Source organism: Bacillus mojavensis (genome assembly GCF_012648005.1).
GTDB lineage: Bacteria > Bacillota > Bacilli > Bacillales > Bacillaceae > Bacillus > Bacillus mojavensis.
On record NZ_CP051464.1, the window covers coordinates 2,570,676 to 2,595,936 of the forward strand.

29 protein-coding genes, 1 pseudogene and 1 other annotated feature are annotated in these 25,261 nt (G+C 44.2%); of the genes and pseudogenes, 6 read left to right on the top strand and 24 right to left on the bottom strand.

Annotated features, from left to right (window positions below; genetic code table 11):
• Positions 1-40: 40 nt before the first annotated feature.
• Together HC660_RS13485 and iolG are read right to left on the bottom strand one after the other, a co-directional pair.
• On the bottom strand, positions 41-1,348 hold the full coding sequence (locus HC660_RS13485) for an MFS transporter (RefSeq protein ID WP_168748356.1): 1,308 nt from the start codon (positions 1,346-1,348) through the stop codon (positions 41-43).
• An 84-nt stretch (positions 1,349-1,432) separates the two neighbouring features.
• Positions 1,433-2,458 carry an inositol 2-dehydrogenase gene (gene iolG, locus HC660_RS13490; protein ID WP_168748357.1) on the bottom strand — a complete coding sequence of 342 codons (1,026 nt, stop codon included), beginning with the start codon at positions 2,456-2,458 and terminating at the stop codon, positions 1,433-1,435.
• A 237-nt stretch (positions 2,459-2,695) separates the two neighbouring features.
• On the opposite strand from iolG, the gene HC660_RS13495 reads away from it, so the two are divergent.
• Complete coding sequence (locus tag HC660_RS13495; RefSeq protein WP_010335140.1) at positions 2,696-3,346, top strand: phosphotransferase; 651 nt, start codon at positions 2,696-2,698, stop codon at positions 3,344-3,346.
• Between the two features lie 41 nt (positions 3,347-3,387).
• On the opposite strand, the gene HC660_RS13500 is transcribed toward HC660_RS13495, so the two are convergent.
• Positions 3,388-3,510 carry a hypothetical protein gene (locus tag HC660_RS13500; protein WP_010335141.1) on the bottom strand — a complete coding sequence of 41 codons (123 nt, stop codon included), beginning with the start codon at positions 3,508-3,510 and terminating at the stop codon, positions 3,388-3,390.
• Positions 3,511-3,713: 203 nt separating this feature from the next.
• Between HC660_RS13500 and HC660_RS13505 the strand changes: the two genes are divergently transcribed.
• Together HC660_RS13505 and HC660_RS13510 are read left to right on the top strand one after the other, a co-directional pair.
• Complete coding sequence (locus HC660_RS13505) at positions 3,714-4,040, top strand: DUF5412 family protein (protein ID WP_229146615.1); 327 nt, start codon at positions 3,714-3,716, stop codon at positions 4,038-4,040.
• Between the two features lie 268 nt (positions 4,041-4,308).
• On the top strand, positions 4,309-5,763 hold the full coding sequence (locus HC660_RS13510; protein ID WP_168748358.1) for an alanine/glycine:cation symporter family protein: 1,455 nt from the start codon (positions 4,309-4,311) through the stop codon (positions 5,761-5,763).
• A gap of 47 nt (positions 5,764-5,810) precedes the next feature.
• Here HC660_RS13510 and HC660_RS13515 read toward each other — a convergent pair whose 3' ends face one another.
• The 6 genes from HC660_RS13515 to nadB form a co-directional block, all read right to left on the bottom strand.
• On the bottom strand, positions 5,811-6,530 hold the full coding sequence (locus HC660_RS13515; protein WP_168748359.1) for a YebC/PmpR family DNA-binding transcriptional regulator: 720 nt from the start codon (positions 6,528-6,530) through the stop codon (positions 5,811-5,813).
• Positions 6,531-6,633: 103 nt separating this feature from the next.
• Positions 6,634-7,245: a spore germination protein SgpA gene (locus tag HC660_RS13520; RefSeq protein ID WP_010335145.1), complete on the bottom strand. Its 612-nt coding sequence runs from the start codon at positions 7,243-7,245 to the stop codon at positions 6,634-6,636.
• Positions 7,246-7,393: 148 nt separating this feature from the next.
• Entirely contained in the window at positions 7,394-8,557 is a 1,164-nt protein-coding gene (gene safA, locus HC660_RS13525; protein WP_010335146.1) for a spore coat assembly protein SafA, read from the bottom strand.
• A gap of 117 nt (positions 8,558-8,674) precedes the next feature.
• A complete protein-coding gene (gene nadA, locus HC660_RS13530; protein WP_168748360.1) occupies positions 8,675-9,778 on the bottom strand; it encodes a quinolinate synthase NadA in 1,104 nt (367 codons plus the stop codon).
• Entirely contained in the window at positions 9,765-10,634 is an 870-nt protein-coding gene (gene nadC / locus HC660_RS13535; RefSeq protein WP_101861166.1) for a carboxylating nicotinate-nucleotide diphosphorylase, read from the bottom strand. The genes nadA and nadC overlap by 14 nt, the downstream gene beginning before the upstream one ends.
• A complete protein-coding gene (gene nadB, locus HC660_RS13540) occupies positions 10,588-12,183 on the bottom strand; it encodes an L-aspartate oxidase (RefSeq protein WP_168748361.1) in 1,596 nt (531 codons plus the stop codon). Before nadB ends, nadC begins: the two co-directional genes overlap by 47 nt.
• 103 nt (positions 12,184-12,286) lie before the next feature.
• Here nadB and HC660_RS13545 point away from each other — a divergent pair, with 103 nt between their 5' ends.
• Entirely contained in the window at positions 12,287-13,468 is a 1,182-nt protein-coding gene (locus HC660_RS13545) for an IscS subfamily cysteine desulfurase (RefSeq protein ID WP_168748362.1), read from the top strand.
• Positions 13,434-13,976, top strand: a complete 543-nt coding sequence (locus HC660_RS13550) for a transcription repressor NadR (protein ID WP_010335151.1) — start codon at positions 13,434-13,436, stop codon at positions 13,974-13,976. Before HC660_RS13545 ends, HC660_RS13550 begins: the two co-directional genes overlap by 35 nt.
• Positions 13,977-13,997: 21 nt before the next feature.
• On the opposite strand, the gene pheA is transcribed toward HC660_RS13550, so the two are convergent.
• From pheA to HC660_RS13570, 4 genes are read right to left on the bottom strand one after another with little or no spacing between them, the layout of a single operon-like run.
• A complete protein-coding gene (gene pheA, locus HC660_RS13555) occupies positions 13,998-14,855 on the bottom strand; it encodes a prephenate dehydratase (RefSeq protein WP_168748363.1) in 858 nt (285 codons plus the stop codon).
• Between the two features lie 17 nt (positions 14,856-14,872).
• Entirely contained in the window at positions 14,873-15,316 is a 444-nt protein-coding gene (gene thrR, locus HC660_RS13560) for a transcriptional regulator ThrR (protein WP_010335153.1), read from the bottom strand.
• A gap of 54 nt (positions 15,317-15,370) precedes the next feature.
• The gene (obgE, locus tag HC660_RS13565; RefSeq protein ID WP_010335154.1) at positions 15,371-16,657 is read right to left on the bottom strand and encodes a GTPase ObgE; all 1,287 of its coding nucleotides are present in this window, start codon (positions 16,655-16,657) and stop codon (positions 15,371-15,373) included.
• Positions 16,658-16,691: 34 nt separating this feature from the next.
• A complete protein-coding gene (locus tag HC660_RS13570) occupies positions 16,692-17,270 on the bottom strand; it encodes a sporulation initiation phosphotransferase Sop0B (protein WP_168748364.1) in 579 nt (192 codons plus the stop codon).
• A gap of 77 nt (positions 17,271-17,347) precedes the next feature.
• Here HC660_RS13570 and HC660_RS13575 point away from each other — a divergent pair.
• Positions 17,348-17,470 (top strand): annotated as a pseudogene (locus HC660_RS13575) (hypothetical protein).
• Positions 17,471-17,589: 119 nt separating this feature from the next.
• Here HC660_RS13575 and rpmA read toward each other — a convergent pair.
• The 11 genes from rpmA to radC all read right to left on the bottom strand — a co-directional run bounded on the left by rpmA (position 17,590) and on the right by radC (position 25,251).
• Positions 17,590-17,874: a 50S ribosomal protein L27 gene (gene rpmA / locus HC660_RS13580; RefSeq protein WP_003222623.1), complete on the bottom strand. Its 285-nt coding sequence runs from the start codon at positions 17,872-17,874 to the stop codon at positions 17,590-17,592.
• Positions 17,875-17,886: 12 nt separating this feature from the next.
• Positions 17,887-18,228 carry a ribosomal-processing cysteine protease Prp gene (locus HC660_RS13585; protein WP_026014751.1) on the bottom strand — a complete coding sequence of 114 codons (342 nt, stop codon included), beginning with the start codon at positions 18,226-18,228 and terminating at the stop codon, positions 17,887-17,889.
• Between the two features lie 3 nt (positions 18,229-18,231).
• On the bottom strand, positions 18,232-18,540 hold the full coding sequence (rplU, locus tag HC660_RS13590; RefSeq protein ID WP_003222620.1) for a 50S ribosomal protein L21: 309 nt from the start codon (positions 18,538-18,540) through the stop codon (positions 18,232-18,234).
• Positions 18,541-18,553: 13 nt separating this feature from the next.
• Positions 18,554-18,631, bottom strand: a sequence feature (ribosomal protein L21 leader region).
• A 57-nt stretch (positions 18,632-18,688) separates the two neighbouring features.
• Positions 18,689-19,555 (bottom strand): M50 family metallopeptidase, encoded by an 867-nt coding sequence (locus tag HC660_RS13595; protein WP_168748365.1) that lies wholly within the window; start codon positions 19,553-19,555, stop codon positions 18,689-18,691.
• The gene (locus HC660_RS13600; protein WP_168748366.1) at positions 19,548-20,342 is read right to left on the bottom strand and encodes a M23 family metallopeptidase; all 795 of its coding nucleotides are present in this window, start codon (positions 20,340-20,342) and stop codon (positions 19,548-19,550) included. Before HC660_RS13600 ends, HC660_RS13595 begins: the two co-directional genes overlap by 8 nt.
• A gap of 149 nt (positions 20,343-20,491) precedes the next feature.
• Complete coding sequence (minD, locus tag HC660_RS13605) at positions 20,492-21,298, bottom strand: septum site-determining protein MinD (RefSeq protein ID WP_010335160.1); 807 nt, start codon at positions 21,296-21,298, stop codon at positions 20,492-20,494.
• A 1-nt stretch (position 21,299) separates the two neighbouring features.
• The gene (gene minC, locus HC660_RS13610; RefSeq protein WP_168748367.1) at positions 21,300-21,980 is read right to left on the bottom strand and encodes a septum site-determining protein MinC; all 681 of its coding nucleotides are present in this window, start codon (positions 21,978-21,980) and stop codon (positions 21,300-21,302) included.
• Positions 21,981-22,032: 52 nt separating this feature from the next.
• A complete protein-coding gene (gene mreD, locus HC660_RS13615; RefSeq protein WP_010335162.1) occupies positions 22,033-22,551 on the bottom strand; it encodes a rod shape-determining protein MreD in 519 nt (172 codons plus the stop codon).
• Positions 22,548-23,420 (bottom strand): rod shape-determining protein MreC, encoded by an 873-nt coding sequence (gene mreC / locus HC660_RS13620; protein WP_010335163.1) that lies wholly within the window; start codon positions 23,418-23,420, stop codon positions 22,548-22,550. Before mreC ends, mreD begins: the two co-directional genes overlap by 4 nt.
• 30 nt (positions 23,421-23,450) lie before the next feature.
• A complete protein-coding gene (gene mreB / locus HC660_RS13625) occupies positions 23,451-24,464 on the bottom strand; it encodes a cell shape-determining protein MreB (protein ID WP_010335164.1) in 1,014 nt (337 codons plus the stop codon).
• A 91-nt stretch (positions 24,465-24,555) separates the two neighbouring features.
• Positions 24,556-25,251: a RadC family protein gene (gene radC, locus HC660_RS13630; protein WP_168748368.1), complete on the bottom strand. Its 696-nt coding sequence runs from the start codon at positions 25,249-25,251 to the stop codon at positions 24,556-24,558.
• Positions 25,252-25,261: the final 10 nt, after the last annotated feature.

Below are 25,261 nucleotides of genomic sequence, written 5' to 3' on the forward strand. Positions count from 1 at the left end.
ACCTCTTTGCGCACGTTTACGACTAGTCTGACCAAAGAGGCTACTGCTTAACCGTTTTCTCAAAATTTGTTTGCACATTTTTCCTGACAAGCCGTTCTTCTGGATACATATCGGCGTTTCGTTCCGAAATCGTCAGAAACTGTGTCAGGAAAGCACTGAGAAAATATAATGCCGCAAAAATCCATATCACGCCGCCTGCGCCAAGCGGTCCGATAAAAAGGCTCACGATGCCGGGAGCAATAAAGGCGCATAGACCCGACCCCAGATTTAACACGGACATGGCAGCACCTTTGTTATCAGGCGCAAGCGTCGGCAAAAGCGCGCTTAACGGAACATATCCGGCCAGTGCCGCACCGTAGCAGCAGGCAATGATCATCAGCACCCAGTACTGATGGCCGATCAATTGCGGCGTGTAATAAAGCGCCAGTGTAAAAATACCGCAGCCGACACCGCCGAACCACATGACTGTATTTCGCCAGCCCAGTTTGTCTCCGACTGCGCCGAAAATGATGTTAAATACAATGTTGACAAAAAACAGCGTTCCCCAAATTTGCAGCCACTCTGAAACAGAATAGCCGTAACGCGCTAAATATGTCGGAAGAAATATCGCAAATCCGAATTGTCCGAGAGCATTAATTGTCTTGACCACGCCGCCGATGCCGACTTTAGGATTTTCAAACATAATTGTAAATGCCTTCGACAGCTCTTTCCACTTCGGCTGATCTTGTTTCTGTACAGGCATAAATTTATCTTTATTAAAAAACAATGCGAGAACTCCACCTGCTGCCACAAATAAGAGAGCGCTCCAAAGCGTATTGATTTCTCCAATCGCCGGAACCGCATAGCTTGAATAAAACGGCCCAAGCACGTTTAGGCCGCACGTGAACATAAACCAAAACCATCCGACGGCTTTACCAAGGATTTGCTGAGAGGTGCTGTATGATACCCATACTAGAAACGAGTATGCAAACAGCGGGTATCCCAAGCCCCTAAGCGCGTAGCTGCCCAAGAGAGCCGGATAGTACATATGAGGAATCGCCCAGCCGATAAAAGCAACTGAACCGAGGATAAAAGCTAGTAAACCGACCGTCATCGTTTTCCTTGGCCCCCAAGTCTGGACAAAGGTTCCTGATAGCCAAGCCGAAATCGTGACCGCAATGCCATACACCGTAAATAGAGAAGCAGATTGCTGCATACTGAGACCGTGATCAACAAGAAAAGGAGACAGCCATCCTTGCTCAAGTCCGTCTCCAACCATAAAGATGACCACACCAATATAACCCCAAATCATGTGAGAAGGAATCCCAATTTTGTTCAGAGCATTTCCTTTAGCATGTGCTGTATTCATGATTTCCACCGCCTACTTTTTCTAAAGTATCAATGGAATGTATATACCCAAGCTTGCTGTATTGTAACCCTTTCTTTCTGAATATTAAAAAACAATTTTTTCAGTATGTTCAATGGTGACAGGCATGCCTAAAGCGAGCGACTGCTGAGCCGCCCTTGCTATTCGTTCCGCCTGAAAGCCGTCATCGCCAGTGCAGGCAGTCTCTCGATTTGTTTGGATGGCTTCTGCAAACTGAAGAATCTCCTCTACATAGGCTTCCTTATAGCGTTCAGGGAAAAAGAAATGCGGTTTATCCTTCATGACAACGTCAGCGGTCGACACTTCTACCGTCGTCGGCCTGCTATTGTCCGCTGCTGCCGAGCCTTTCGTGCCGAAAACCTCGACACGCTGGTCATATCCGTACACAGCTTGACGGCTGTTGTCTATCACACCCATGGCACCGTTTGCAAATGTCAGGGTAATGACAGCCGTATCAATGTCCCCCAGCTCTGCAAAGGACGGATTCACCAAAGCCGCTCCTTTTGCATACACTTCCGTCACTTCACTTGCCATGATGTATCTGGCCATATCAAAATCATGAATCGACATATCGATAAAGAAGCCGCCTGATGTGCGGACATAATCAACATTCGCCGGTTCAGGGTCCCGTGACGTAATTTTTAATAAATGAGGCGTGCCGATTTCACCATTTGAGACAATGGTTTTGATTTTCCTAAAATGAGGGTCGAAACGGCGGTTAAATCCGACTTGCAGTTTAACCCCATGTTTCCGGACAGCCGCAAGTGCCTCCTTCGTTTCATCGGGAGAAAAACTAATTGGTTTTTCACAAAAAATATGTTTTTTCGCCTCAGCTGCTTCTCTGATGATTTGCGTATGTGTGTTTGTTGGCGAACAGATAAAAACAGCGTCAATATCAGGATCAAGTAATAAATCTCTATAGTCAGCGGTTATGTATTCAATGTGGTGACTGGCGGCCCAATCCTGTAAACAGCTTGCAGAAATATCAGAAACCGCTTTTATTTTCATATGAGGAATCCGATGTATATTTTGAACATGAAGTTTGCCGATGCGCCCTGCACCGATAATTCCTGTCACCATCTGTTTCGTCATAGCGTGTTCCCCCTTGAAAGTTTACGAAAGCGCTTTATTTCAAATTAATAGTATCCCATTTGTAAGCGCTTTTCAAGGAGTGGCATAAACGTTTTCATGTCTCTTTTATCACAATCAAAGCTTATAGGTAGCCTTCTTTCCCAAGACCAGATACACTATATTTAGGCTCTTTTTCCTGAACAGTTTTGGATTTTCCTATAAACAACTGCATAAAATAGAGCAAAGAAGGTGAATGAAATGCTGACAAAAGCAGAGGCACTGGCCCATTCAGTCATATACCGCCAAAACAGCAGATTTGATAAAGTCAAAGAGAAACCCGAGGAATTGACATTAATCGGCAAGGGACGAAGCGCCTATGTGTTTGCCATAACAGAAGGTGACCGAAAAATGGCGCTGAAGGTATTCTTTCCGGAGTATCAAGCGACAGCCGTCAAAGAAGCAGCGATTTATGAAAAATTAGCCGGATCCGCATTCTACCCTGACATTTATGAAACTGGTGATTCATTTATTTTAATGGAATATATTAAAGGCGATACTTTTTACAACTGCCTGAAAAAAGGCATCGCGATCAGCGACGATATGATTCAGCAGGTAGAGGACGCACTTTCTGACGCCCGTGCAGCCGGTCTCAACCCGTCAGACATTCATTTGCGCAATCTGATTCTGACAGAATCCGGAGCAGTGCGGGTCATTGATGTCGCGAGATTTGAACAGACAAAAACGTGCACACAGTGGGACGATTTAAAAACGGCGTATCATATGCTTTATAAAAAGCCGATTTTCCCGAAAAAAATCCCGGGCTTTTGGCTTGAGCTTATCGCTTTTTTATATAAAAAAGATTGGTTTCAGAAGCACGTAGCACAACGGAAAAGAAAATATTCTTCATAGAAAAGGCAGCCGCTTATGCGGCTGCCTTTATCACTTTATTTTTACTTTCTGAGAGCAGAAATCAATTTCATTTGTTCAGGCGACAGCTTGATGCGATATCCTCTCACACTCAAATAAACCGCTTCTGAGTTCTTTTCGCTGGAATGACAATATGTGTTTTCCATTTCTGTCTCCCCCACCCTTTATCTATTTTCCTTTATCATACCTGCACTTTATTGAGGAAATTTTAAAGAAATGTAAAGATCGTATAAAATTCTTGATATGGTAAGATGAGAGAAAAAAGGGAGAGAGTCACTTCAAAACACGCAGTAAAGTCCCTCTTGTTATATTCTCATGTCTTCTGTTCTTCGGCGGTGCCGTTTACTGGATGTTTTTTTCACTCAAAAACGTTCCGAAAGGCAGCCTTGTACAATCAGTGGAATCTCCGGACGGAAGCTATACGCTAAACACTTATGTATCCAATAATACCTTAGGCTTAGATGCCGCCAGAGGCGAACTCGTGAATGAAAAAACACTTGTCAAAAAAACAATCTACTGGAATTATCCTGACAGCAGACCAGCTGTTAAGTGGTTGAACAACAATACAGTAAAAATCGGCGGCCAGACTTTACATCTTGATATCGATGAAACTTATGATTGGCGAAAGGATGATCATTGGATTCGTGAGGAGCCGCCGCAAGCATCAGTGAGGTAAGGTGATGAATGATCCTTATCGCCTTGCCTTTTATATGCGCAACGGCAGAGCTTGGCTATTTATTTCTCTAGGACTGTTTACAATTGGTGACATGCCTTTTTAAACAGAAGCGCGGCATACTTCATACGCTGCGCTTTTTTTCACCCCATTCTCCCCTCTTATGATCATTACACGTTATATAATGTGACAGATTGATTGTAAAAATAGTTCAATTAACCCAAAATCCTCTTTATAAAATGAAATCGAAACGACATGAGGAGGAAGCTTGATGGCAGATTTTGTTGCTAGTTTAAACGCGGTCTTATGGAGTACACCCGTCATTTATACTTTATTAGGAATTGGTTTGATCTTTTCTATTGTGACCCGTTTTTTACAAGTCAGACACATCAAAGAAATGATTGTGCTGATGTTTCAAGGAAAGAGCTCAGAGGCAGGGGTATCTTCTTTTCAAGCATTATCAATCGCGCTGTCCGGCAGGGTGGGAACCGGAAACATTGCAGGTGTGGCAACAGCAATTGCCTTCGGCGGACCCGGCGCGGTGTTCTGGATGTGGGCCATTGCTTTTATCGGTGCTTCGAGCGCCTTTGTTGAATCTACTCTTGCCCAAATTTATAAAGTGAAACAAGGCGGCCAATATCGAGGCGGACCCGCTTATTATATAGAAAAAGGATTAGGCATTAAGTGGTTTGCTGTTTTATTTGCGGCTGCGGCACTGATTGCAATGGCTCTCCTTATGCCAGGGGTCCAGTCCAACTCCATTGCAGCGGGCGTCCAAAATGCATTCGGCATATCTCCTGCCATTACTGGCTGTTTTCTTGTTCTCTTATTAGGTTTTATCATTTTCGGAGGTGTAAAACGTATTGCCAGTGCAGCACAAATGATTGTCCCGTTTATGGCAGTCGGATACATTCTGCTCTCCCTGATCATCATTGTGATGAATATTTCTGAACTGCCTGCTGTGATTTCTTTGATTTTCAGAAGTGCATTTGCGTTAGATTCCGCATTCGGCGGCCTCATCGGCATGGCCATTTCATGGGGCGTCAAACGTGGCGTTTATTCAAACGAAGCCGGCCAAGGAACAGGCCCTCATCCCGCTGCCGCTGCAGAGGTGTCCCATCCAGTAAAGCAGGGATTGGTTCAGGCATTTTCTGTTTATATCGACACTTTATTTGTATGTTCCGCTACTGCATTCATGATTTTATTTACCGGTATGTACAATACACAGGCTGCCGACGGATCATTTATTGTCAATCACCTGAAAGGCGTAGAAGCTGGACCGGGCTTCACTCAGGCCGCCATTGACAGTGTGCTGCCCGGCTTTGGTGCAGGCTTTGTCGCTATTGCTTTGTTCTTCTTCGCTTTTACAACCATTATGGCTTATTACTACATCGCTGAAACAAATATCGCGTATTTAGCGAGAGGCAGAGAAAGCAAGTGGGCTATGCTTGGCTTAAAACTGATCATTTTAGCCGCGACATTCTACGGTGCGGTCAAAACCGCTACACTCGCTTGGGCTCTAGGTGACGCGGGACTTGGCATTATGGTTTGGCTGAACGTCATTGCCATTGTTTTGCTCGCCAAGCCAGCGCTTATTGCGTTGAAGGATTATGAGCAACAGAAGAAACAAGGGTTAGATCCAGTCTTTGATCCTAAAACTCTCGGCATCAAAAACGCTGATTTCTGGGAGAAAGAATCCACACACGAAAAAGAGCACGTCTCCTAAGATGAAAAAAGACCGGCCTGAGAGCACTTTGCGCCGGTCTTTTCATATTACTGATAATTGGTATACACTGCCTGAACATCATCATCGTCTTCAAGCGAATCGATCAATTTTTCCAGTTTTTCAACAGCCTCGTCATCAGCGTCTGCATATGTTTTCGGTATCATGGTCACCTCAGCTGAATCGACTGGATAATCCGCTTCAAGTGCTGCTTTTACCTTTTCAAAATGTTCAGGCGCTGATAATACTTCAAAGTATTCATCCTCTGTCCGCAGCTCTTCGCCGCCCGCTTCTATGACATCAAGCATCAGTTCATCCTCTTCTATTTGCCGCTCTGTACGGTCAATTGCAATGTATCCCTTCCGTTCAAATAAAAATGCTACACATCCGCTTTCTCCGAGACTTCCGCCGTTTTTATTGAAAGCTGTCCGCACATTTGTCGCCGTACGGTTTTTATTATCAGTTAAGCACTCCACCATGACGGCAACCCCTGATGGGCCGTAGCCTTCATAGGTGATTTCCTCATAGCTGCTATCGTCCTGGCTTCCTGCGGCTTTTTTAAGGGCACGGTCTATATTTTCATTTGGCATATTGGCGCCTTTTGCTTTTTCAATTACAAGCCGCAATGCTGAATTTGCTTCAGGATCGGCTCCGCCTTGCTTCGCAGCCACATAGATTTCTTTAGCAAGCTTCATAAATATTTTACCGCGCTTTGCATCTTGCGCATTTTTTCTTTTTTGTATGTTTTTCCATTTAGAATGGCCAGCCATGCTTTCACCTTCCTTGATATTTCTATGTACACTTTAATGGGTATTGCAAACCGTTGTAAAGAAAAAGACCGCCGGGAATCACTCTCCGGCAGCCTTCTTAGTCCTAGCGTCTGTTCATTTTATGAAGTCTTGTGAACAGTCCTTTATCTGTAGATACTTGAATGTCACGGCCATCCGCATAGTTTCGTGCGGCTTTTGTGACATTTTGCCTGTCAGACTTTGTGAAATCAGCGTGGCTTCTGACTGCGATGACGACTTTGTCATCCGTAACCATGACTTGTGTGTCATTGACGTTTTTGACTTGTTTCACACGATTGGCGATTTTTGCGGCAAGTCTTCTGTTCTCTTGGTTGTCATACCCGTTGTTGTTCGTCCCATTTCGGTTCATGTTTCTGTTATTAGTGTTGTTATATGTTCCGTCTGTTGTCAATGGGACGCGATCATCGGCAGTAACACGGTCGTTTACATTGGTTGTGTTTCGGTCACGGCCGTTCTGGCCGTTCTGGTCTTCCATCAATTCAGAGACCGGGCCGTCGTGATCCATCCCGTCTCCCTGTCTGTCAGCGTCGTTCTCATTTGTATAATATCCGATTGGACGGGTATTACCGTTATTACCGTTATTACGCGTATCATTAAGGGCATCATTATTTGCGCCGCATGCTGTTAATCCGGCTGTCATCAAAATGAGACCTGCAATTGTTAACTTTCTACCCAATGGAAAAACCCCCCGAGGACTGATTGAGCATGTTGTGCTCGTTTTTATCATGCGCATGAGGGAGATATGTTAAGCGTGTCAGTTATGACCATTCGTCTTGTACAAAACAATAACTAAAAAAAGGAACGATTTACATCGTCCCGAGCAATCATTCACTTTCTTCTTCCGGCCGTCCAAACATCTGATTTGTTGAAGGCTGATTTGGCATGGATGTTCCGGCTCCATACGGATTCGGATTTGCTCCTCCGTAAGGCATATAAGGCGTTCCATATGCGCCTCCCTGATAACCAGGTGCTGAGAAGTATGGCTGCTGATCATCGTCACACCCGCAATCATCATGATCCTTAAATGGCGGCATATAACCATGCGCCATATTTGGCTGATAAGCACCCATCACTTGAGGAGCGCCATAATAAGGACCATATGGCATATGCCCATAAGGAGATCCATAAGCCGGCGATGCATATTGAGGCGCGCCGTGCGAAGGCTGATATCCGTAATGCCCGTGATGGCTGTTTTCATGATGCTGGTTATCATATTTACCCGGATCATATTGCGAAGGTGAAGCAAAACCTGGCTGATAGCCATAAGGCTGATGCATCGGAAATGCATGTGCAGGATAGTATGGGTAGCACAGGCCGGAACCAGGCAGAACCGGTGAGACAGGAACCGGACATGGTACAAAATGGGTTGGATACGGATAATATGGCTGAACTGCCGGCATATTCGGAACAGTGTGGTGGATGTTTTCTTCTTCCAGACCGCCTACATCTGGCGCTTTAGGCGTATTAGGCATATTCGGATAATTTGCATTTTCCATATTACTCATTGCCTCCTGTTGTGGAAATTGATCTTGCATGTGATACATATGATCTATATTTCCGTCATGATGCTTTTTAGGCTCCTCCGGTTTAGGAGGTGACCAAGGCTGAAAAAGCTGATTCATATCATAATAATCGTTTACATCAGCTTCAGGATACACATTATCATGCAAATTCGGCATCGGCGGGACAAAAGGAACTGACTGCTTTTCTTTCGGTTTTGTGTCTTCTACGTCGACAACGGATTTAGGCTTCTCCTTGGAATATGGGTGTTCTTTCTTCTCATTCCCGGATGCCGCCGGACTTTTGCCAGCTTTTATCTCTTTTCTGACCGGAACACCTCCAGACGGCACTTTTATTTTCATCCCAGGCATAATTAAATCTGGATTGCTGAGCTGCGTATTGAGTTTTTTCACTTCCTCAACATCAACTCCGTATTTTTCAGCTATTTTCCAGAGTGAATCGCCTTTTTGAACGATATGGATTTTCAACGTTTTCCCCTCCTATGCAAAACGTGAACAGTTCAGTTGTGTGATTACAATATGTTTCTTCACAACATATGCCTGCTCAAAAGAAGTTATGAGTACAGGAGGGGAAATATTTCTGATTTACGTAATGGAAAGCATTCGATTCAGTGCAAGAAGGGCATCGTCCTGAATGACTTTCGGCACTTTGATCACGCCTGCTGGTTCTCCTTTTTCGATTTGTTCTAAAGACCAGAGCAAATGCGGGAGGTCAATTCGATTCATCGTCAGACACGGACACATATCCGGATTCAATGATTCGATCTGTTTGTCGGGATATTCTTGAATCAGTCGCTGAACAAGATTCATTTCTGTACCGATTGCCCACTTGCTTCCCGGCTGAGCGCGGCTGACGGTATCAATAATATATTTCGTTGATCCGCTGTCGTCACTTTGCATTACAACTTCATGAGAGCATTCGGGATGAACAATGATCCGGATGTCAGAATCTCGTTCTCTCAAATCATTTATATTTTTCACAGTGAATTTTTCATGAACAGAGCAGTGGCCTTTCCAAAGAATAACCTTGATATCGTTATGTTCTGCTTCGTTCTCCAATTGATCTTGAATCGGGTCCCAGACAGCCATGTCTTCAAGCGGGATACCCAGTTCATAAGCGGTGTTTCTCCCTAAGTGCTGATCAGGCAGAAATAAAATGCGTTTTTTCTGTGTAAACGCCCATTCAAGCACTTTTTTTGCATTCGATGAGGTTACAGTCGCTCCCCCGTGCTTTCCGACAAATGCCTTGATCTCCGCTGTAGAATTCACATAGGTTAATGGTATGATCGTGTCGCCGAATATATGCTGAAGTTTCTCCCACGCCCTGTTCGTCTGCTGCATGTCAGCCATATCAGCCATAGAACAGCCCGCTCTCATATCTGGCAGGATGACCGTTTGGTCCGTACCTGTCAGCATATCAGCGGTCTCTGCCATAAAATGTACGCCGCAAAATACAATATATTCCGCATCCTTATTTTTTTCCGCCATTTGGGCAAGCTGGAGTGAATCGCCCGTTTGGTCAGCAAATTGAATTACTTCATCCTTTTGGTAATGATGGCCTGGAATAAACAACCTGCTCCCGAACTTTTCCTTAATCGCTGCAACACGTCTCTCCATCTCTTTCATTGACAGCCCTTTATAATGGTCAGGCATCATTTCAAATTGTTTGATTGCATCAAGAATTGACATAACCGCATTCCTCCACTGACTGATTTGTTAACGCTACATCCATGCTGATATCTAAGCTTCTGACCGAATGAGTCAGAAATCCTAAGGAAATATAATTCACACCCGTCCCTCTAAAAGCGGGCAGAGATTCTAATGTAATTCCTCCGGAAGCTTCGGTTTTAATGTGATCCGGTGTGATATTTGCAAAATGGCGGACAGTGTCAGGCGGGCAATTGTCAAACATAATGACATCAGCTTCAGCAAGAATGGCTTCTCTGAGCTGCTCCTCAGATTCAATTTCCACTTCAATATTCACCATGTGCCCTGCTGCCTGCCGCGCTTTTTCACACGCCTTTACAATGGAACCGCAAGCTGCAATATGATTATCTTTGATCATGATTCCGTCGTACAGGCCGAATCGATGGTTATATCCTCCTCCGACCCTGACCGCATATTTTTCGAGCATTCTTAACCCCGGCGTCGTTTTCCTTGTGTCACAAACCTTAATCTGTTCATCATCAAGCCGTTCAACAGCCTGCCTTGTCATCGTCGCAATACCCGACAGCCTTTGAATAAGATTTAATACTACCCTCTCTCCAGAAAGAAGAGCAGCGGCCGGCCCGCGTAAGACGGCAATCACATCACCCTTTCGCAAATGATCTCCATCTTTTTTGTGTAAAAACGTCTGAACCTTTTCATCTAAAAAGGCAAAGCCTTCCTTTATTACCGCAGCTCCGGCGAAAATGCCGTCTGACTTTGCAACAATTGAGGCCTCACAGTTCTGTCCTTCAAAGATGGACTGTGATGTAAGATCTCCCGTCCCTATATCCTCATGAAAAAAGTGATTCAGCAATTTTTTCAGCTGTAAATGATTCATTTCTCCAAATCCCTTCGTTTTTTCTCATTTTGGTTCCCTTTTTTGTATGGACAATTTGTTTGCCTTGCCAGCCTGCATCAGCCTGAGGGATATCAATTCGAAAATGCGCCCCCCTGCTTTCTTCCCGCAATAGAGCAGACGAAGTCATCAGCTTTGCAACCTGCCACAAGTGAGAAAGCTCCAGCTGCGGAATTGTGATATCCTTCACATTTATCTTCTGAGATGGGAGCCCATAAAGCCAATTGCTCATCTCAATCAGTCTGTCTTTTTCTCTTACTATGGACATGTCGCTTGTCATTCTGTTTTGCAGTTCAGAAAGCTCGATATTCGGCACCTCATAAACTCCGCTGGTTTCACCGTTGAATTGACTATACCTGTTATCAACCGGTTTTCTCATGATATGTTCTGCTGCTCTTTTACCAAACACAAGTGCCTCCAGCAAGGAATTGCTCGCAAGACGATTGGCTCCGTGTAAGCCGGTGCATGCAGTTTCCCCTATCGCGTAAAGCCCGGGCACAGTTGTTTCTCCCCACCGATTGACTGAAACGCCTCCCATTAAGAAATGCATTCCCGGCGCAACAGGTATTTTTCTTTTACGAATATCAACCCCTGCCTTTTCGCAAATAGAGGTGATTGTGGGAAAACGCACTTCGAAGTCAGAAATAGCGCTGCAATCAATATACACACGTTTTCCTTTTGCTATTTCTTCATGAATCACCCGCGAGACGACGTCCCGTGGTGCTAAATCCTCCAGCGGATGCCGTCCGGCCATAATACGGCGGCCGTTTTGGTCTGTTATAAAACCGCCCTCACCTCTGACTGCCTCTGAAACAAGCCCACACGAGACGCCATTTTTGACTAGAAGTGTAGGATGAAACTGGGTAAACTCTAAATCAGTTAATTCCGCTCCGGCCCGGTAAGCAAGTGAAAGACCATCACCCGTGACAGATGGATCGTTCGTATGGTGCTGAAACAAGCTTCCGCATCCGCCAGCTGCCAGCACAACCTCATCCGCATGCCGCAAATTGATCCGGCCGCGGCTGTCTTTCGTCACTACACCGGCACAGCGCCCATTCTTCATCAGCAAATCAACCGCTGTTTCATTCTCGATGACTTCGATTTGGCTATTGATTTGTTTCAGCAAGTAATCAATAAGCATGCTGCCTGTAGCGTCTCCGCCCGCATGAAATATGCGGTTACGCGTATGGGCTCCTTCCCTGCCAAGGCTGACTTTGCCTTGTTTATCCCGGTCAAATGGAAAGTCATTCTCCAAAAAGTTCTCTATGATGGTTTTTCCATCAAGTAAAACGTCTGATACGATGTTTTGATCGTTATGTCCGCAGCCTGCATATAACGTATCCTCCATATGAGACGCAATCGAGTCATCTTTTGCATAAGCCGCCGCAATTCCGCCCTGTGCATGTCTTGAATTGCTGTTTTTTATGCCTTTTTTCGTGATGACAGTCACCTGGTATGATGGCGGAAGTGCAGAAGCCAGGGCAAGTGCTGCCGCTCCTGAACCAATGACCGCAATCGTCTTTATAGACATATGCCACCTCCTGTTGTTTACACCTGTCTTGACACCTATATTTACACAAGGATAAAATAAACTCAAGAGTTTTTTTATGAAGAACATATGGAGGAAAGACCGGATGATTTATTTAGATTATGCAGCAACCACGCCAATTTGCGAGGAAGCTCTGGACGTATTTCAGAAGCTCAGCATTGAAATGTACGGAAATGCCAGCAGTTTGCATGATGCTGGGGGAAAAGCAAAGCATATACTGGAGTACTGCCGGGGGAAAATAGCTGCCATAATCGGCGGAGAAACAGATGGGATATATTTTACAAGCGGCGGTACTGAATCCAATTTTCTTGGCATTCAATCATTGTTAAACGGCCTGCCAAAAACAAAAAGACATTTTATTACGACGGCCATGGAACATCAATCAATCCATAACTGTGCTGCTTTTCTGCATAATCATGGCTTTGACGTGACAATCATTAAGCCTAATGAGTATGGGCTTATTACCGAGGAAATATTGGCAGCCCATATTCGCCCGGACACAGGCCTGGTTTCTATTCAGCATGCCAATTCAGAAACAGGAATCATTCAGCCCATTAAACACCTGTCATCGTTTCTTCACAACAGGAAAATTCTTCTTCATTGTGATGCGGTTCAAACATTCGGCAAACTGCCCATCAATACTGAGGAAATGGGGGTTGATGCTCTCTCTGTCTCCAGTCACAAAATCCACGGCCCTAAAGGAGTCGGAGCTGTCTATATTCGACCGGACGTTAATTGGAAGCCGGTATACCCTGACACCGCTCACGAGAATGGGTTTCGAGCAGGCACGGTAAACGTACCGGGTATCGGAGCCTTTACAGCGGCAGCGGAGCTGATCGCAAGTGAAATGGAAAAACAGATATCCCACAATCAAATGCTGAGACAATACTTTTTAGAACAAATCCGTATTCGGTCTCTCCCTGTAACCCTTGCGGCAGACGGTGCAAACACAGAATGTCTGCCCCATATTATCGGGTGTTTTTTTGGCTCATTTGAAGGACAATATGTTATGTTAGAATGTAATCGGAATAATATTTGCATTTCAACGGGAAGCGCTTGTTCTGCAGGTTATCACGGGCCGTCTGAAACGATGAAAGCGTTAAGAAAAACAGAACAGGAAGCCTTGCAATTTATCCGGATCTCTTTCGGAAGAAACACAACCACTGAACAGCTGGATATGTTATTACATACGTTTACAGCGCTTTTGGAACAAAGGAAAGGAGAATATCATATTGACCGAAGAATTAAAGCTCATGGGCGCCAATAGGCGTGAGCAGCTTCTTTTGTGGCTGAAGGAATCCCAATCGCCACTGACAGGAGGAGAGCTCGCCAAAAAAGCAAATGTTTCAAGACAGGTGATCGTTCAGGATATCTCGCTTTTAAAAGCGAAAAATGAGCCGATTATCGCCACAAGCCAAGGGTATGTCTATCTGGACGCCGCCGCTCAAAAGCATCAGCAGGCAGAAAGAATCATAGCGTGTTTGCACGGACCTGAACGGACAGAAGAAGAATTGCAGCTCATCGTGGATGAAGGGGTAACTGTAAAAGACGTAAAAATTGAGCACCCTGTATACGGCGATTTAACTGCAGCGATCCAAGTCGGCACGCGAAAAGAAGTCAAACATTTCATCAAAAAGATTAATTCCACAAATGCCGCCTATTTATCACAGCTGACAGATGGTGTGCATCTCCATACACTGACAGCGCCGGATGAACATCGCATCGATCAAGCCTGTCAAGCGCTCGAGGAAGCCGGCATTTTGATTGAAGACTAAAAAAAGCCCTATTAGGGCTTTTTATAATTGATAAGATTGATATGTACCAAGCAGCTTTACTTTGCACCCGAGCGCTTCAAGCTCCTGCATAGCTCCAGGGATTAATACTTCATCAAACGCCTGTTCAATATCAATAATAAAGAAATAATTCCCTAACCCGGTTTTGGTCGGACGGGATTCGATTTTTGACAGGTTTAAGTTTCTCCAAGAAAAAGCAGACAGCACTCTATGCAGCGCTCCAGATTGATCATCCTGGGGAAGCATCACCATCAGTGTTGTTTTTGGTCTTGAATTCAATTTTGAATTCACTTCAAAGGTTATATTTTCATCAGGAGACAGAATGACAAATCGCGTATGATTGTCTCTATAGTCCTGGATATCCCGTTTTACGATTTTTAATCCGTATGTAGAAGCCGCCATTTCATTGGCAATCACCCCGATATTCAGCTCGGGATGGTCACTGACAAACTTTGCCGCCGCTCCAGTTGAATTGGCGTATTCATACGAGACGGAAGAAAAATGCCGATGGAGAAACTTATGGCACTGCGCAATCGCATGTGAGTGCGAATAAATTTTGTTCAGGTCTTTCCATGCATTCTCTCTGGAAGGATGAACGAGTAAATGCTGATGTATCGGCAATGTCATTTCACCTACGATAGGCAGAGGCTGTTCATGTATTAAATAGTCTATTGTTAAGTTTACTGATCCTTCTAATGCGTTCTCTAAAGGCACAAAAGCGAAATCAACCTCACCCGCAACTGCCGCATCTATACATTCCGGTATCGTGCGGTAAGCAACATGCTCGGCGCCATTTAGAAAACAAGAACTGACTGCTAGATGTGTGAATGTAGCTGCTGGACCTAAGTAACCGACTTTCATGACGATATTCTCTCCCCTTACGCTCCTGAACCTAATATTTCAACCTTTTCTACAAAGTCAAACTTTCTCATCTTGTTCATTAATGTATGAATGTCCTCTTCCATTGCGGATGTACTGATAGACAGCGTTACGTTTGCTCTCCCTTGAAGCGGAATGGTCTGGTGAATGGAAAGAACGTTGCTTCCAGAGTCAGCCACCGCCTGAAGGAGCTGAGATAACGCGCCTGAGCGATCCTCTAAATGAAAGAAAAGTGTGATAATTTGTTCTTTAACCATTGTATAAAAAGGAAAAACGGCATCTCTGTATTTATAAAATGCGCTTCTGCTTAAATCTACCTTTTGAACGGCGTCTGCCACTGATTCTGCTTTTTTTCGATCCAGCAGTTTTTTGACTTCCAATGTTTTTCTCATCGCATCAGGCAACACATCTTCACGGACAAGATAAAACGTCTCCTCTTTCACTTGCATCCCCCCTTTTGAAAATAGAGAGCCTGATATCCAGGCTCTCACCCATTATTAATCAATAAATTCAAATTCAAATTCAAGAAGTCTGATAATGTCTCCGTCTTTGGCCCCGCGTTCTCTGAGTGCTTCATCAACACCCATCCCCCGCATCTGTCTTGCAAATCGTTTAACAGATTCATCACGTGAGAAATCAGTCATCTTGAATAACCGCTCAAGACTGTCTCCTGAAAGCACAAAGACTCCGTCAGGTTCTCGCGTAATGTTGAATGGCACTTCTTCATTCTCCATCGTGTACATGACACGGTTTTGCGTAAGCTCTTCCTCGTCATACAGCGGGAATTCCGGAGTGTTTTCCAGCTGATTGGCGACTTCGTACAAAAGCTCGCGAAGACCTTCTCTTGTCACTGCACTGACTGGGAACACCGGATAATCATCCTTCAGCTTTTCTTTGAAGCCTTCAAGATTTTCCGCCGCCTGCGGCATGTCCATTTTATTCGCGACAATAATTTGCGGGCGCTCCGTGAGACGCAAATTGTACTCGCTCAATTCCTGATTAATCGTCACATAATCCTCATACGGATCGCGGCCTTCCAAACCGGACATATCAATGACATGAACGATAACGCGGGTCCGCTCAATATGGCGCAAAAATTGGTGGCCGAGCCCGACGCCTTGATGAGCCCCTTCAATCAGGCCAGGCAAATCGGCCATAACGAAGCTCCGTCCGTCATCTGTTTCGACCATGCCAAGATTCGGAACAAGTGTCGTAAAGTGATAATCCGCAATTTTCGGTTTGGCAGATGAAACGACGGACAATAAAGTCGATTTCCCTACACTTGGGAATCCGACAAGCCCGACATCTGCAAGCACTTTTAATTCAAGAACAACATAACGTTCTTTTCCCGGTTCACCGTTTTCTGAGAGCTGAGGTGCAGGGTTTGCCGGTGTGGCAAAGCGTGAGTTTCCTCTTCCGCCTCTTCCGCCCATTGCGATGACTGCCTGCTGTCCATGCTCGGTTAAATCGGCAATGACCTGCTTTGTATCATCGTCTGTCACAACTGTGCCGGGCGGAACCTTAATGACCATATCCTCCGCATTTCGTCCATGCTGGTTTTTTGACATGCCATGCTCGCCGCGAATCGCTTTAAAGTGTTTTTTATATCTAAAATCCATAAGAGTACGGAGACCTTCGTCCACTTCAAAAACGACGTCTCCTCCCTTTCCGCCATCTCCGCCGGCAGGGCCGCCTTTCGGCACATATTTTTCACGGCGAAACGCAACCATCCCGTTGCCTCCGTCGCCGCCTTTTACATACACTTTCACCTGATCTACAAACATAATGTCCTCCGTTCTAAACCGTTAAAAAACACCGCTAGTTCAACCCAATTTCAATTAGACATTCGTGGCTTGTGATCCCAAAACGCATGATATCAAAGTCCTCATATCCATTTTGCCGAAAATCATCAAAGGCAGATATATTGGCAAAAGTGCCGTGAAAATCAAGGTACAGTATCAGCTGTCTGTCAGGATGATCGGTTTGAAGCGAAACGGTTAAATGATTTTCACTGCCTCTAGTAACTGCTTGTTCAAACAGATGAAACAGCTTTCTCATCAGTTTCGCCAATTTTTGATCATAAGCTGACAAATCCTTAATTTCCCCGAGAACTTCATATTCAAGCGTCATACATTGGGCTTTCCAATTAAACGTAAGAAAATCAAACGCTAAATGCGGTGTTTTCAGGTTTGAGAGCTTTGATTCGTGTTTAGCGTCTATCACCATTTCTTCAATGATTTCAAAGACGCGGTCATACTTCTGCAAGCTTAAGTTTCCTTTAATAAGCTGCAGCTTATTCATCCAATCATGCCGGGAATGGCTGAGAAGATGAATCAGTTCATTTGTTAAAGCTGTATCGCTTATATTTTCTTCTTGATTTTTTGAAACATCCTTCATTTTCGCACTCCCAATCATTTGATTTCTTATTTAGGAGTCTGTATAAGTGTGTATTATGAATTATAACAGAGAAGGCTTTGATAGAAAAACAATTGTTTTTCCCAGAAATATCATGTTCCTTTTTTCTGGCTTAGGTTGATTTTCAGCCAGGCAGAACATTTTATGTATTACTGCTTGGGGAACATATCCAGTGGGTTTGAGACATTCGTTCTCATTCTTGGCGGGGTCTGCTCGCACATACTCTGCATAACATTCTTGATGCTTACTCCGCATATTGCAAAAAAAACTCCAGTCATTATCGACCGGAGTTTTTGAATCATTATTGAGCTACAGGATATACGCTCACTTTTTTGCGGTCACGTCCGAAACGTTCGAATTTAACAGTTCCGTCGATTTTCGCAAAAAGAGTGTCATCTCCGCCGCGGCCCACGTTTTCACCTGGGTAAATTTTTGTTCCGCGTTGACGGTAAAGGATAGAACCGCCTGTTACGAATTGACCGTCAGCACGTTTAGCACCTAAACGTTTAGCCTCAGAGTCACGTCCGTTCTTTGTAGAACCTACTCCTTTTTTAGAAGCGAAAAACTGAAGATCTAATCTAAGCATGTAGCTCACCTCCTATATTATGTTTGTGGTCACACGCAAGTGATCTTTGTAATCCCGTTCGATTGTCTCTAACGAAACAATCATGCCTTCAATCAGCAGCTGAGCTTTTTGGCGCGCCTCCGGATCGAGAGATTCAGGGAATTCAAAGTAAAAATAACCCCCATCTTCTCCTATATCAAGAAGCGGCTCGAAGCCCGCCAACGCGATGACCGCGTTAACGGATCCAAACACAACAGCTGTCACTCCGGCACAGACGAGATCTTGTCCATGTTCAGCAAAATTCGCGTGACCCGTCATTTCAAAAGACAATACGCTTTTGTCAGCACGGGACCTTCTGATTGTTGCCTGAATCATGGCTTACGCGTTGATTTTTTCGATCGTCACTTTAGTGTAAGGCTGACGATGACCTTGTTTTTTATGAACGTTTTTCTTTGCTTTGTATCTGAAAACAGTGATTTTTTTCGCGCGGCCTTGTTTTTCAACTTTAGCCGTTACTGTTGCGCCTTCAACTGTAGGGTTGCCGACTTTCACATTGTCTCCGCCAACAAACAAAACGTCTTCAAAAGTAACTGTTTCACCTGCTTCAGCAGCAAGTTTCTCGATGTAAACAGTTTGGCCTTCTTCAACTTTAATTTGTTTACCGCCTGTTTTAATGATTGCGTACATTCTCTGCACCTCCTATTAGACTAAGACTCGCCAGATACCAGGGGGCTGTAAAACAACTCTTAACACCTGTACTGAGCGGTTGTAGCATTGGTGCTACATCCATAACATTAAAAAATATATCAAAATACAAGGCGTTTGTCAATCGATTTTAATAAGGCAGCAGCAGTTCCTCCATGGAGGAATTTGTCCGTTTATCAGCAAAGTAGGCATGCAGCACTTCATTCTCATCCAGCTGGCTTAACTTCTCTCCTGACTTTTCTATAATAATGGGATGCTTACAGCCTCGTTTGAATTCCGCCATTACATGATAGACTTTATCCTCAGCATTAACGGTAAGCGGAAGCAATTTTTCAAGCTCACGGTTTTTCCCATAGTATCTTTCCAAGAGAAACCTCACATGGATGTAGTGTCTTTGCCTGTACTCCTCAAACAAAGAAACAGCCAGAAAGACAAACAAAACCCATGCGCTGATTTGCAGAGGAACCGCAAATAAAACCCAGCATGCGAGAAGCAGGCAGCACACAAGTGAAGTCTTTAGATTCAGCCGGTGCGCTTTTTGAAAAGCCAGATGCTTTGAAAAAAATAAAAATAACAGCTTGCCGCCGTCAAGCGGCCAAATCGGCAGCAGATTCACAAATAAAATAGATAGATTATAAAATGTAAACAGTTCAAAGGTCTCGTGATCAATTATTGAGAGGCCTGCAAGCATCCAAGCCGCAAGCTGGAGCCAAATGTGCTGAAGAGGTCCGGCAATAATAACCGCAAACTCTTCCTTTAACGGCCGATTTCCGTGCTCTTCCACTTCAACCGTTCCTCCAAATGGCAGCAAAAAAACACGCTTGATTCTCCAAGAAAAAAACACGGCCAGAGCGGCATGCCCCAGCTCATGGATCAGGACAATTACAAGCAAACATAGCAATGCTTTCATATGCCCTGTAACCAGCCCCAGCGCCATGATAATCCAAAGAAAAGGATGAACATGAATTTTCAAGATGAGGTCAAGCCATTTATTCAAATGAGATCACCTGAATCGGATCAATAAATTTGTCGCCGTCTTTCATGGCAAAATAATAGAGCCCTTTGTTATGATCATCGAGTTTAATCGTACCGAGCTTTTTGCCTTTATCTACAAAATCATATAAAGCGACATCCACGTCTTTCAGTTCACCATAAATGCTGTAGGTATTGTCAGCATGCTGCACTTTTACTGTAAGCCCCGTCTCACCGTCTTTACTGACTTCAACAACATAGCCTTCTTTTATACAATCGATTGTATCACTGCTTGTTTCGACTTTAATGCCTTCCCCGTTGTCCTGAAAATCCTGCTGAACTTTACCAGATGCGGGTGCAACAAGATCTTGACTCACTTCAACCTGCTGTTCCTTATTTTTCTTTTCAGGAGCGAGAAATGCAAGCGGGCTGCCAAATTTCGTTTCAAACCAATGGCTTGCTGAAGCAAATTGAAATTCTGTTTCGAAGGTTTGTGCAACGACCGGCTTGATCTGGCTGATGGGTCCAATGTTTGTTTTATAGGCTATGGCAGAAACCAGAACAAGGCAGGCCGATAGAAGGCATTTCAGAATCATTGAGTCTGTTTTCACCAAAGGGTGTCTTCCGCTGAAATTCGAATTGCCATCTTCATATACCGGGATAGCCCCATGTTTTTCCTGATCAGATACCATGACCCAAGACGGCGGTTTTTGCTTTTCGGAACCTGTCTGAGTAGGGAAACGTTTTGAGCCGGACACCTGTTTCCTTCTTTTCTCTAATCGTTTTCTGATTTCATCTGCTCTGTGACTCATTGCCATCATCCTTTGCATTCGTTGGGTTTGTACATCATATGTCTTGTCCACGGCAATTATTCGATTTACCTTCAGCACAGAGCAGTCAGAAACAAAAAAACCTGACACAGCATTTGCTTTGTCAGATTCTTCTCTTTTATTCTATGAAATTAAGATCTTACTCCGAAAAATGACTTAATCTTAGCCATCATTCCCTTGTTTTGCTCTTCAAGCACCTGCAAAGGAACAGATTCGCCTAAAATGCGGCGGGCAATATTTCGATATGCGATGGAAGCGCGGTTTTTCGGATCCATTGCAATTGGTTCGCCATGGTTAGATGCCTTAATCACTTCATCATCATCAGCAACGATACCGAGCAAATCAATCGACAAATGCTGAACGATTTCATCGATATCCATCGTGTCACCGTTTTTCATCAGGTGATTTCTGATTCTGTTTACAACGAGCCGCGGCGGTTCAATATTTTCTTCTTTTTCCAATAGCCCTATAATGCGATCAGCATCTCGAACAGCTGAAATTTCAGGCGTTGTGACCACTACCGCCTTGTCAGCCCCGGAAACGGCGTTTTTGTATCCTTGCTCAATTCCTGCGGGGCAGTCTATGATGACATAATCAAATTCCTGCTTGAGCTCTTGGACCATAGTTTTGATTTGTTCAGGAGCAACAGCCGTTTTATCGCTCGTTTGAGCAGCGGGCATTAAATAGAGCAAATCATCAAAACGTTTATCCTTTACGAGCGCCTGATGCATTTTACATCTGCCCTCTACAACGTCTACGAGATCATAAATAATTCTATTTTCAAGACCCATTACTACATCCAGGTTGCGCAGTCCTATATCAGTATCTACTAAACATACACGCTTCCCTAAAATGGCTAAGGCGGTACCGAGGTTAGCAGATGTTGTTGTTTTACCTACTCCGCCTTTTCCCGAAGTTATTACGATAGCCTCACCCAATTCACATTCCTCCCTCAAGCCTTGTTAGATCAGGTCTTAAATGAGCCAAATGTTGAAGGCGTTCAATGACCATATTTCCGTCTGTATCTAAATAAGCACATTCCATTTCGTTCCCTTTTTGAATGTGGTCTGGGGAGCGATTTAACACGTGATTGATTCTTAACTGTGTCGGCAGCATTTCAGAGGCAGCAATAACCGCATGATTATTTCCGTTAAATCCGGCGTGGGCAATTCCTTTTAGCGAACCCAAAACAAAAATGTTTCCGCCGGCTCTGACTGTCCCGCCCGGATTCACATCTCCGATCAGAAGCAAATCGCCCTTCACCTCGAGCACTTGGCCTGAACGGACAATTTTTGAGACAGAAATAATTTCCGCTTCCTCTTTCATACGCTGTGCTTCTTTTTTAGTAATGACTTCACTCTCAATAGAATGAACAAACAAATCTTTTTTTGACGCAATTATTTCGGTCAGCTGTTCCTCTTGCTCCTGATATAAGCATCGATTGCCCAGCTTAATGTGAACGCTGATTTTCTGGCCTTTTCCATCTGTATATTGTTCAATTGACAGCATATTCTGAAGACCATCGAGAAGCTCATCAAAAGAACATGCATCGTCAAGATGCAATGTCAAACCATTCTTTGTTCCTTTTATCGTTACATATTGCTGCTTTTTGGTCTTCACAATATTCACCTCAACAACATACTCATTTCGTCAAAAAAAGATAAAATCCTTTTTACTCATCTCTCAATTCTTTCTTTAGACTCATAAAAAATAATCTAAATGGGAGAACCAGGATGAGTGCGCTTATCATATTTAATAAAACTGTCGGTATAAACCGGTCTAGCACAAAGCCATTAAACGTCATAATGTCTTTGTGAATCAGCGACTGAATACCGAACACATAAAATTCTAGCAGACAAACAGCGAGAACAGCAATCAGGATGACGACAAAAGCGTTTGTGTGCAGCACTTTAAACGCTTTTGACGCCAAATAGCTTAGCCCCGCAAAGCCAAACATATAAACACCTAATAGACTTGTATAATTCATATCATATAGAAAGCCGAAAATAAAACCGTAGATCACTGCGTGTTTTTGATTGATAAAAGCCGACATAAAAATCAGCACAAGCATCAGAAAACGCGGGACGAGCACCTGGTCATCCGTAACAAACGGGAAATGCACCAGATCAGTAAAAATGCTTTCCGCCGAAAAAACCAACATCATAACGAAAGGGAGAAGGAAACGTTTCACGATCCTTCCTCCTCTGTATCGACAGTCGGCACATCACGATTAACAACGATCACATTATTTAAATCTGAAAGATCAGCCGCAGGTTTTACATAGGCAACTTTCGTTAATCCATAAGAGTCAGACTCGATCTCAGTCACTTCACCGATTGTCAGCCCTTCTGGAAATACGCCTCCTGTGCCTGACGTTTCAATCAGATCGCCTTTTTTCACGTCTTGTTTATCCTTGCGTTCGATTATGGTCATCTTAAGCCGTTTTTTGTCTTTATCATAGCCTTCGATTAAACCGTAGCCTTTGCTGCCTTTTTTCCCAGAAATGGTTGTTGCGACTCTGTTATTACGGTCAGTATCGCTTAAAAGCTGGACCGTAGACGTAAAGTTATTAAGGCCTGAGCTTTTAATCTTCCCGATTAATGCGCCTTTTTCGTTCGTTACCGCCATATCTTTCGCTACGTTTTGCTGTGTCCCTTTGTTAATGGTCACTTGTTTCGCCCAATTATCAGGGCTTCTGGCAATAACTGTCGCCAAAATCGGCTTGTAATCTTTTATTGATTTCACATGGCCGAGTTCGTCACGCAGGGATTTGTTTTCGTCTTCAAGTTCTTGAAGCTTGGCTTCATATTTTGTCTGCCCGTCAAGCTTTTCTCTCAGACGCTCGTTTTCTTCGTATGTGTTTTTTAAATCACTAATGTTCTCAAATATCCCTGCAAAAAATTCGGCAGGCGTATGAAAAATGTTTTGAAATACTCCCGTCGTATCACCGATCAGTTTCTCAGGCCAGGTGGTATTACGGCCGTCCTTCAGCGAAAATCCAATCATAGCCACCAATATGATAATACACAGAAGTAATAGCATTAACCGTTTATTCGGCATCGTGTTACACCTCTTCTATTGAACTCCCGATTATCTTGTTTTTCCTTTGAAAAGATGGATGTGCTCCAGTGCTTTTCCTGTCCCGATCGCTACACAATCAAGCGGGTCTTCAGCAATAAGGACCGGCATTTTTGTTTCTTCGCTGATGACTTTGTCCAAATTACGAAGAAGCGCTCCGCCGCCGGTTAACACAATACCTCTGTCCATGATATCTGCGGCAAGCTCAGGCGGTGTTTTTTCAAGTGTGCTTTTCACTGCCTCTACAATGGTTGACACCGTGTCACGCAAAGCATTAGAAATTTCTTTCCCGGTAATTTCGATCGTTTTCGGCAGACCTGTCAGCAAGTCACGGCCGCGGATTTCCATTTTATCGGATTCTTCTGCGGATTCAGCAGAGCCGATATCCATTTTAATCGCTTCAGCAGTGCGGTCCCCGATCATCAGGTTGTATGTTTTTCTGATGTAGTTGATAATCGCATCGTCCATTTCATCACCGGCAACGCGGATGGATTGAGATGTTACAATACCTCCGAGGGAAATAATTGCAACTTCTGTCGTTCCGCCCCCGATATCAACAACCATGCTTCCAGTCGGTTCCCAAACCGGGAGATTGGCGCCGATAGCCGCAGCAAACGGCTCTTCAATCGGATACGCGTCACGCGCTCCGGCTTGTCTTGTCGCATCGATAACAGCACGCTCTTCAACCGCAGTAATGCCGGATGGCACACAAACCATCACATAAGGTTTTCTGGCAAACATGCCTTTATTTTTAATGGCCTGATTGATGTAATATTTCATCATGGTAGCCGTTGTTTCATAATCAGCGATAACGCCGTCTTTCATCGGGCGAAGAGCCACTACGTTTCCAGGCGTCCGTCCGATCATATTTTTCGCATCATTTCCGACAGCAACAATCGATTTCGTATCCGTTTGCAGCGCGACGACTGACGGCTCCCTCACAACAATTCCTTTACCTTTTACAAAAACAAGCGTATTCGCAGTTCCAAGATCTATACCAAGGTCTCTTGTACCAATTCCAAACATATGTATGTATCTTCCTTTCTTAAAGCAAAAATACCCTAAAGGGAAAAACTCATAAACTCTATTATAGCTTAATTCGACGAAAAAAAAAGTGTTACAAATATCCTTTTTCCTTTAAACTCACAAATTTTTTGTCGCCAATCACCAAATGGTCAAGCAGCTCGATGCCAATCAGGTTTCCGCATTCAAACAGCCGTCTTGTCACTTCAATATCTTCCCTGCTCGGCGTCGGATCCCCCGAAGGATGATTATGGATACAAATAAAGGAAGCGGCAGATCGTTTGAACGCTTCTTTAAACACCTCCCGGGGGTGGACAATGGATGAATTCAGACTTCCGATAAAAACAGTGCGTTTATGGATGACTTGGTTTTTTGTATTTAAATATAAACAGACAAAATGCTCCTGGGTCAAAAAGCGCATATCCTCCATGACCAGATTTGCGCCGTCTTCCGGGGAGCGGATTACAAAATGTTCTTCATTGGCTAATTTATGAATACGGCTTCCCAGCTCAACTGCTGCGAGTATTTGCACAGCCTTCACCAGACCGATTCCCGGGATGCTGGACAGCTCCTCAACTGAAGCTTCTTTCAGCAGGCGCAGCCCGTCAAACGAACGCAGAAGCCGGTTTGAAAGGTTCATAACAGATTCGTTCTTTGTGCCTGTCCGCAATAAAATAGCCAAAAGCTCGTTGTTTGCTAAGTTCTCGGCTCCGACTTTCAGCAGCCGTTCTCTAGGCTTTTCTTTCTTTGGGAAATCTTTGAGTTTAAATGGCAGATCGTGTATGATCAAGCCCTCCTTT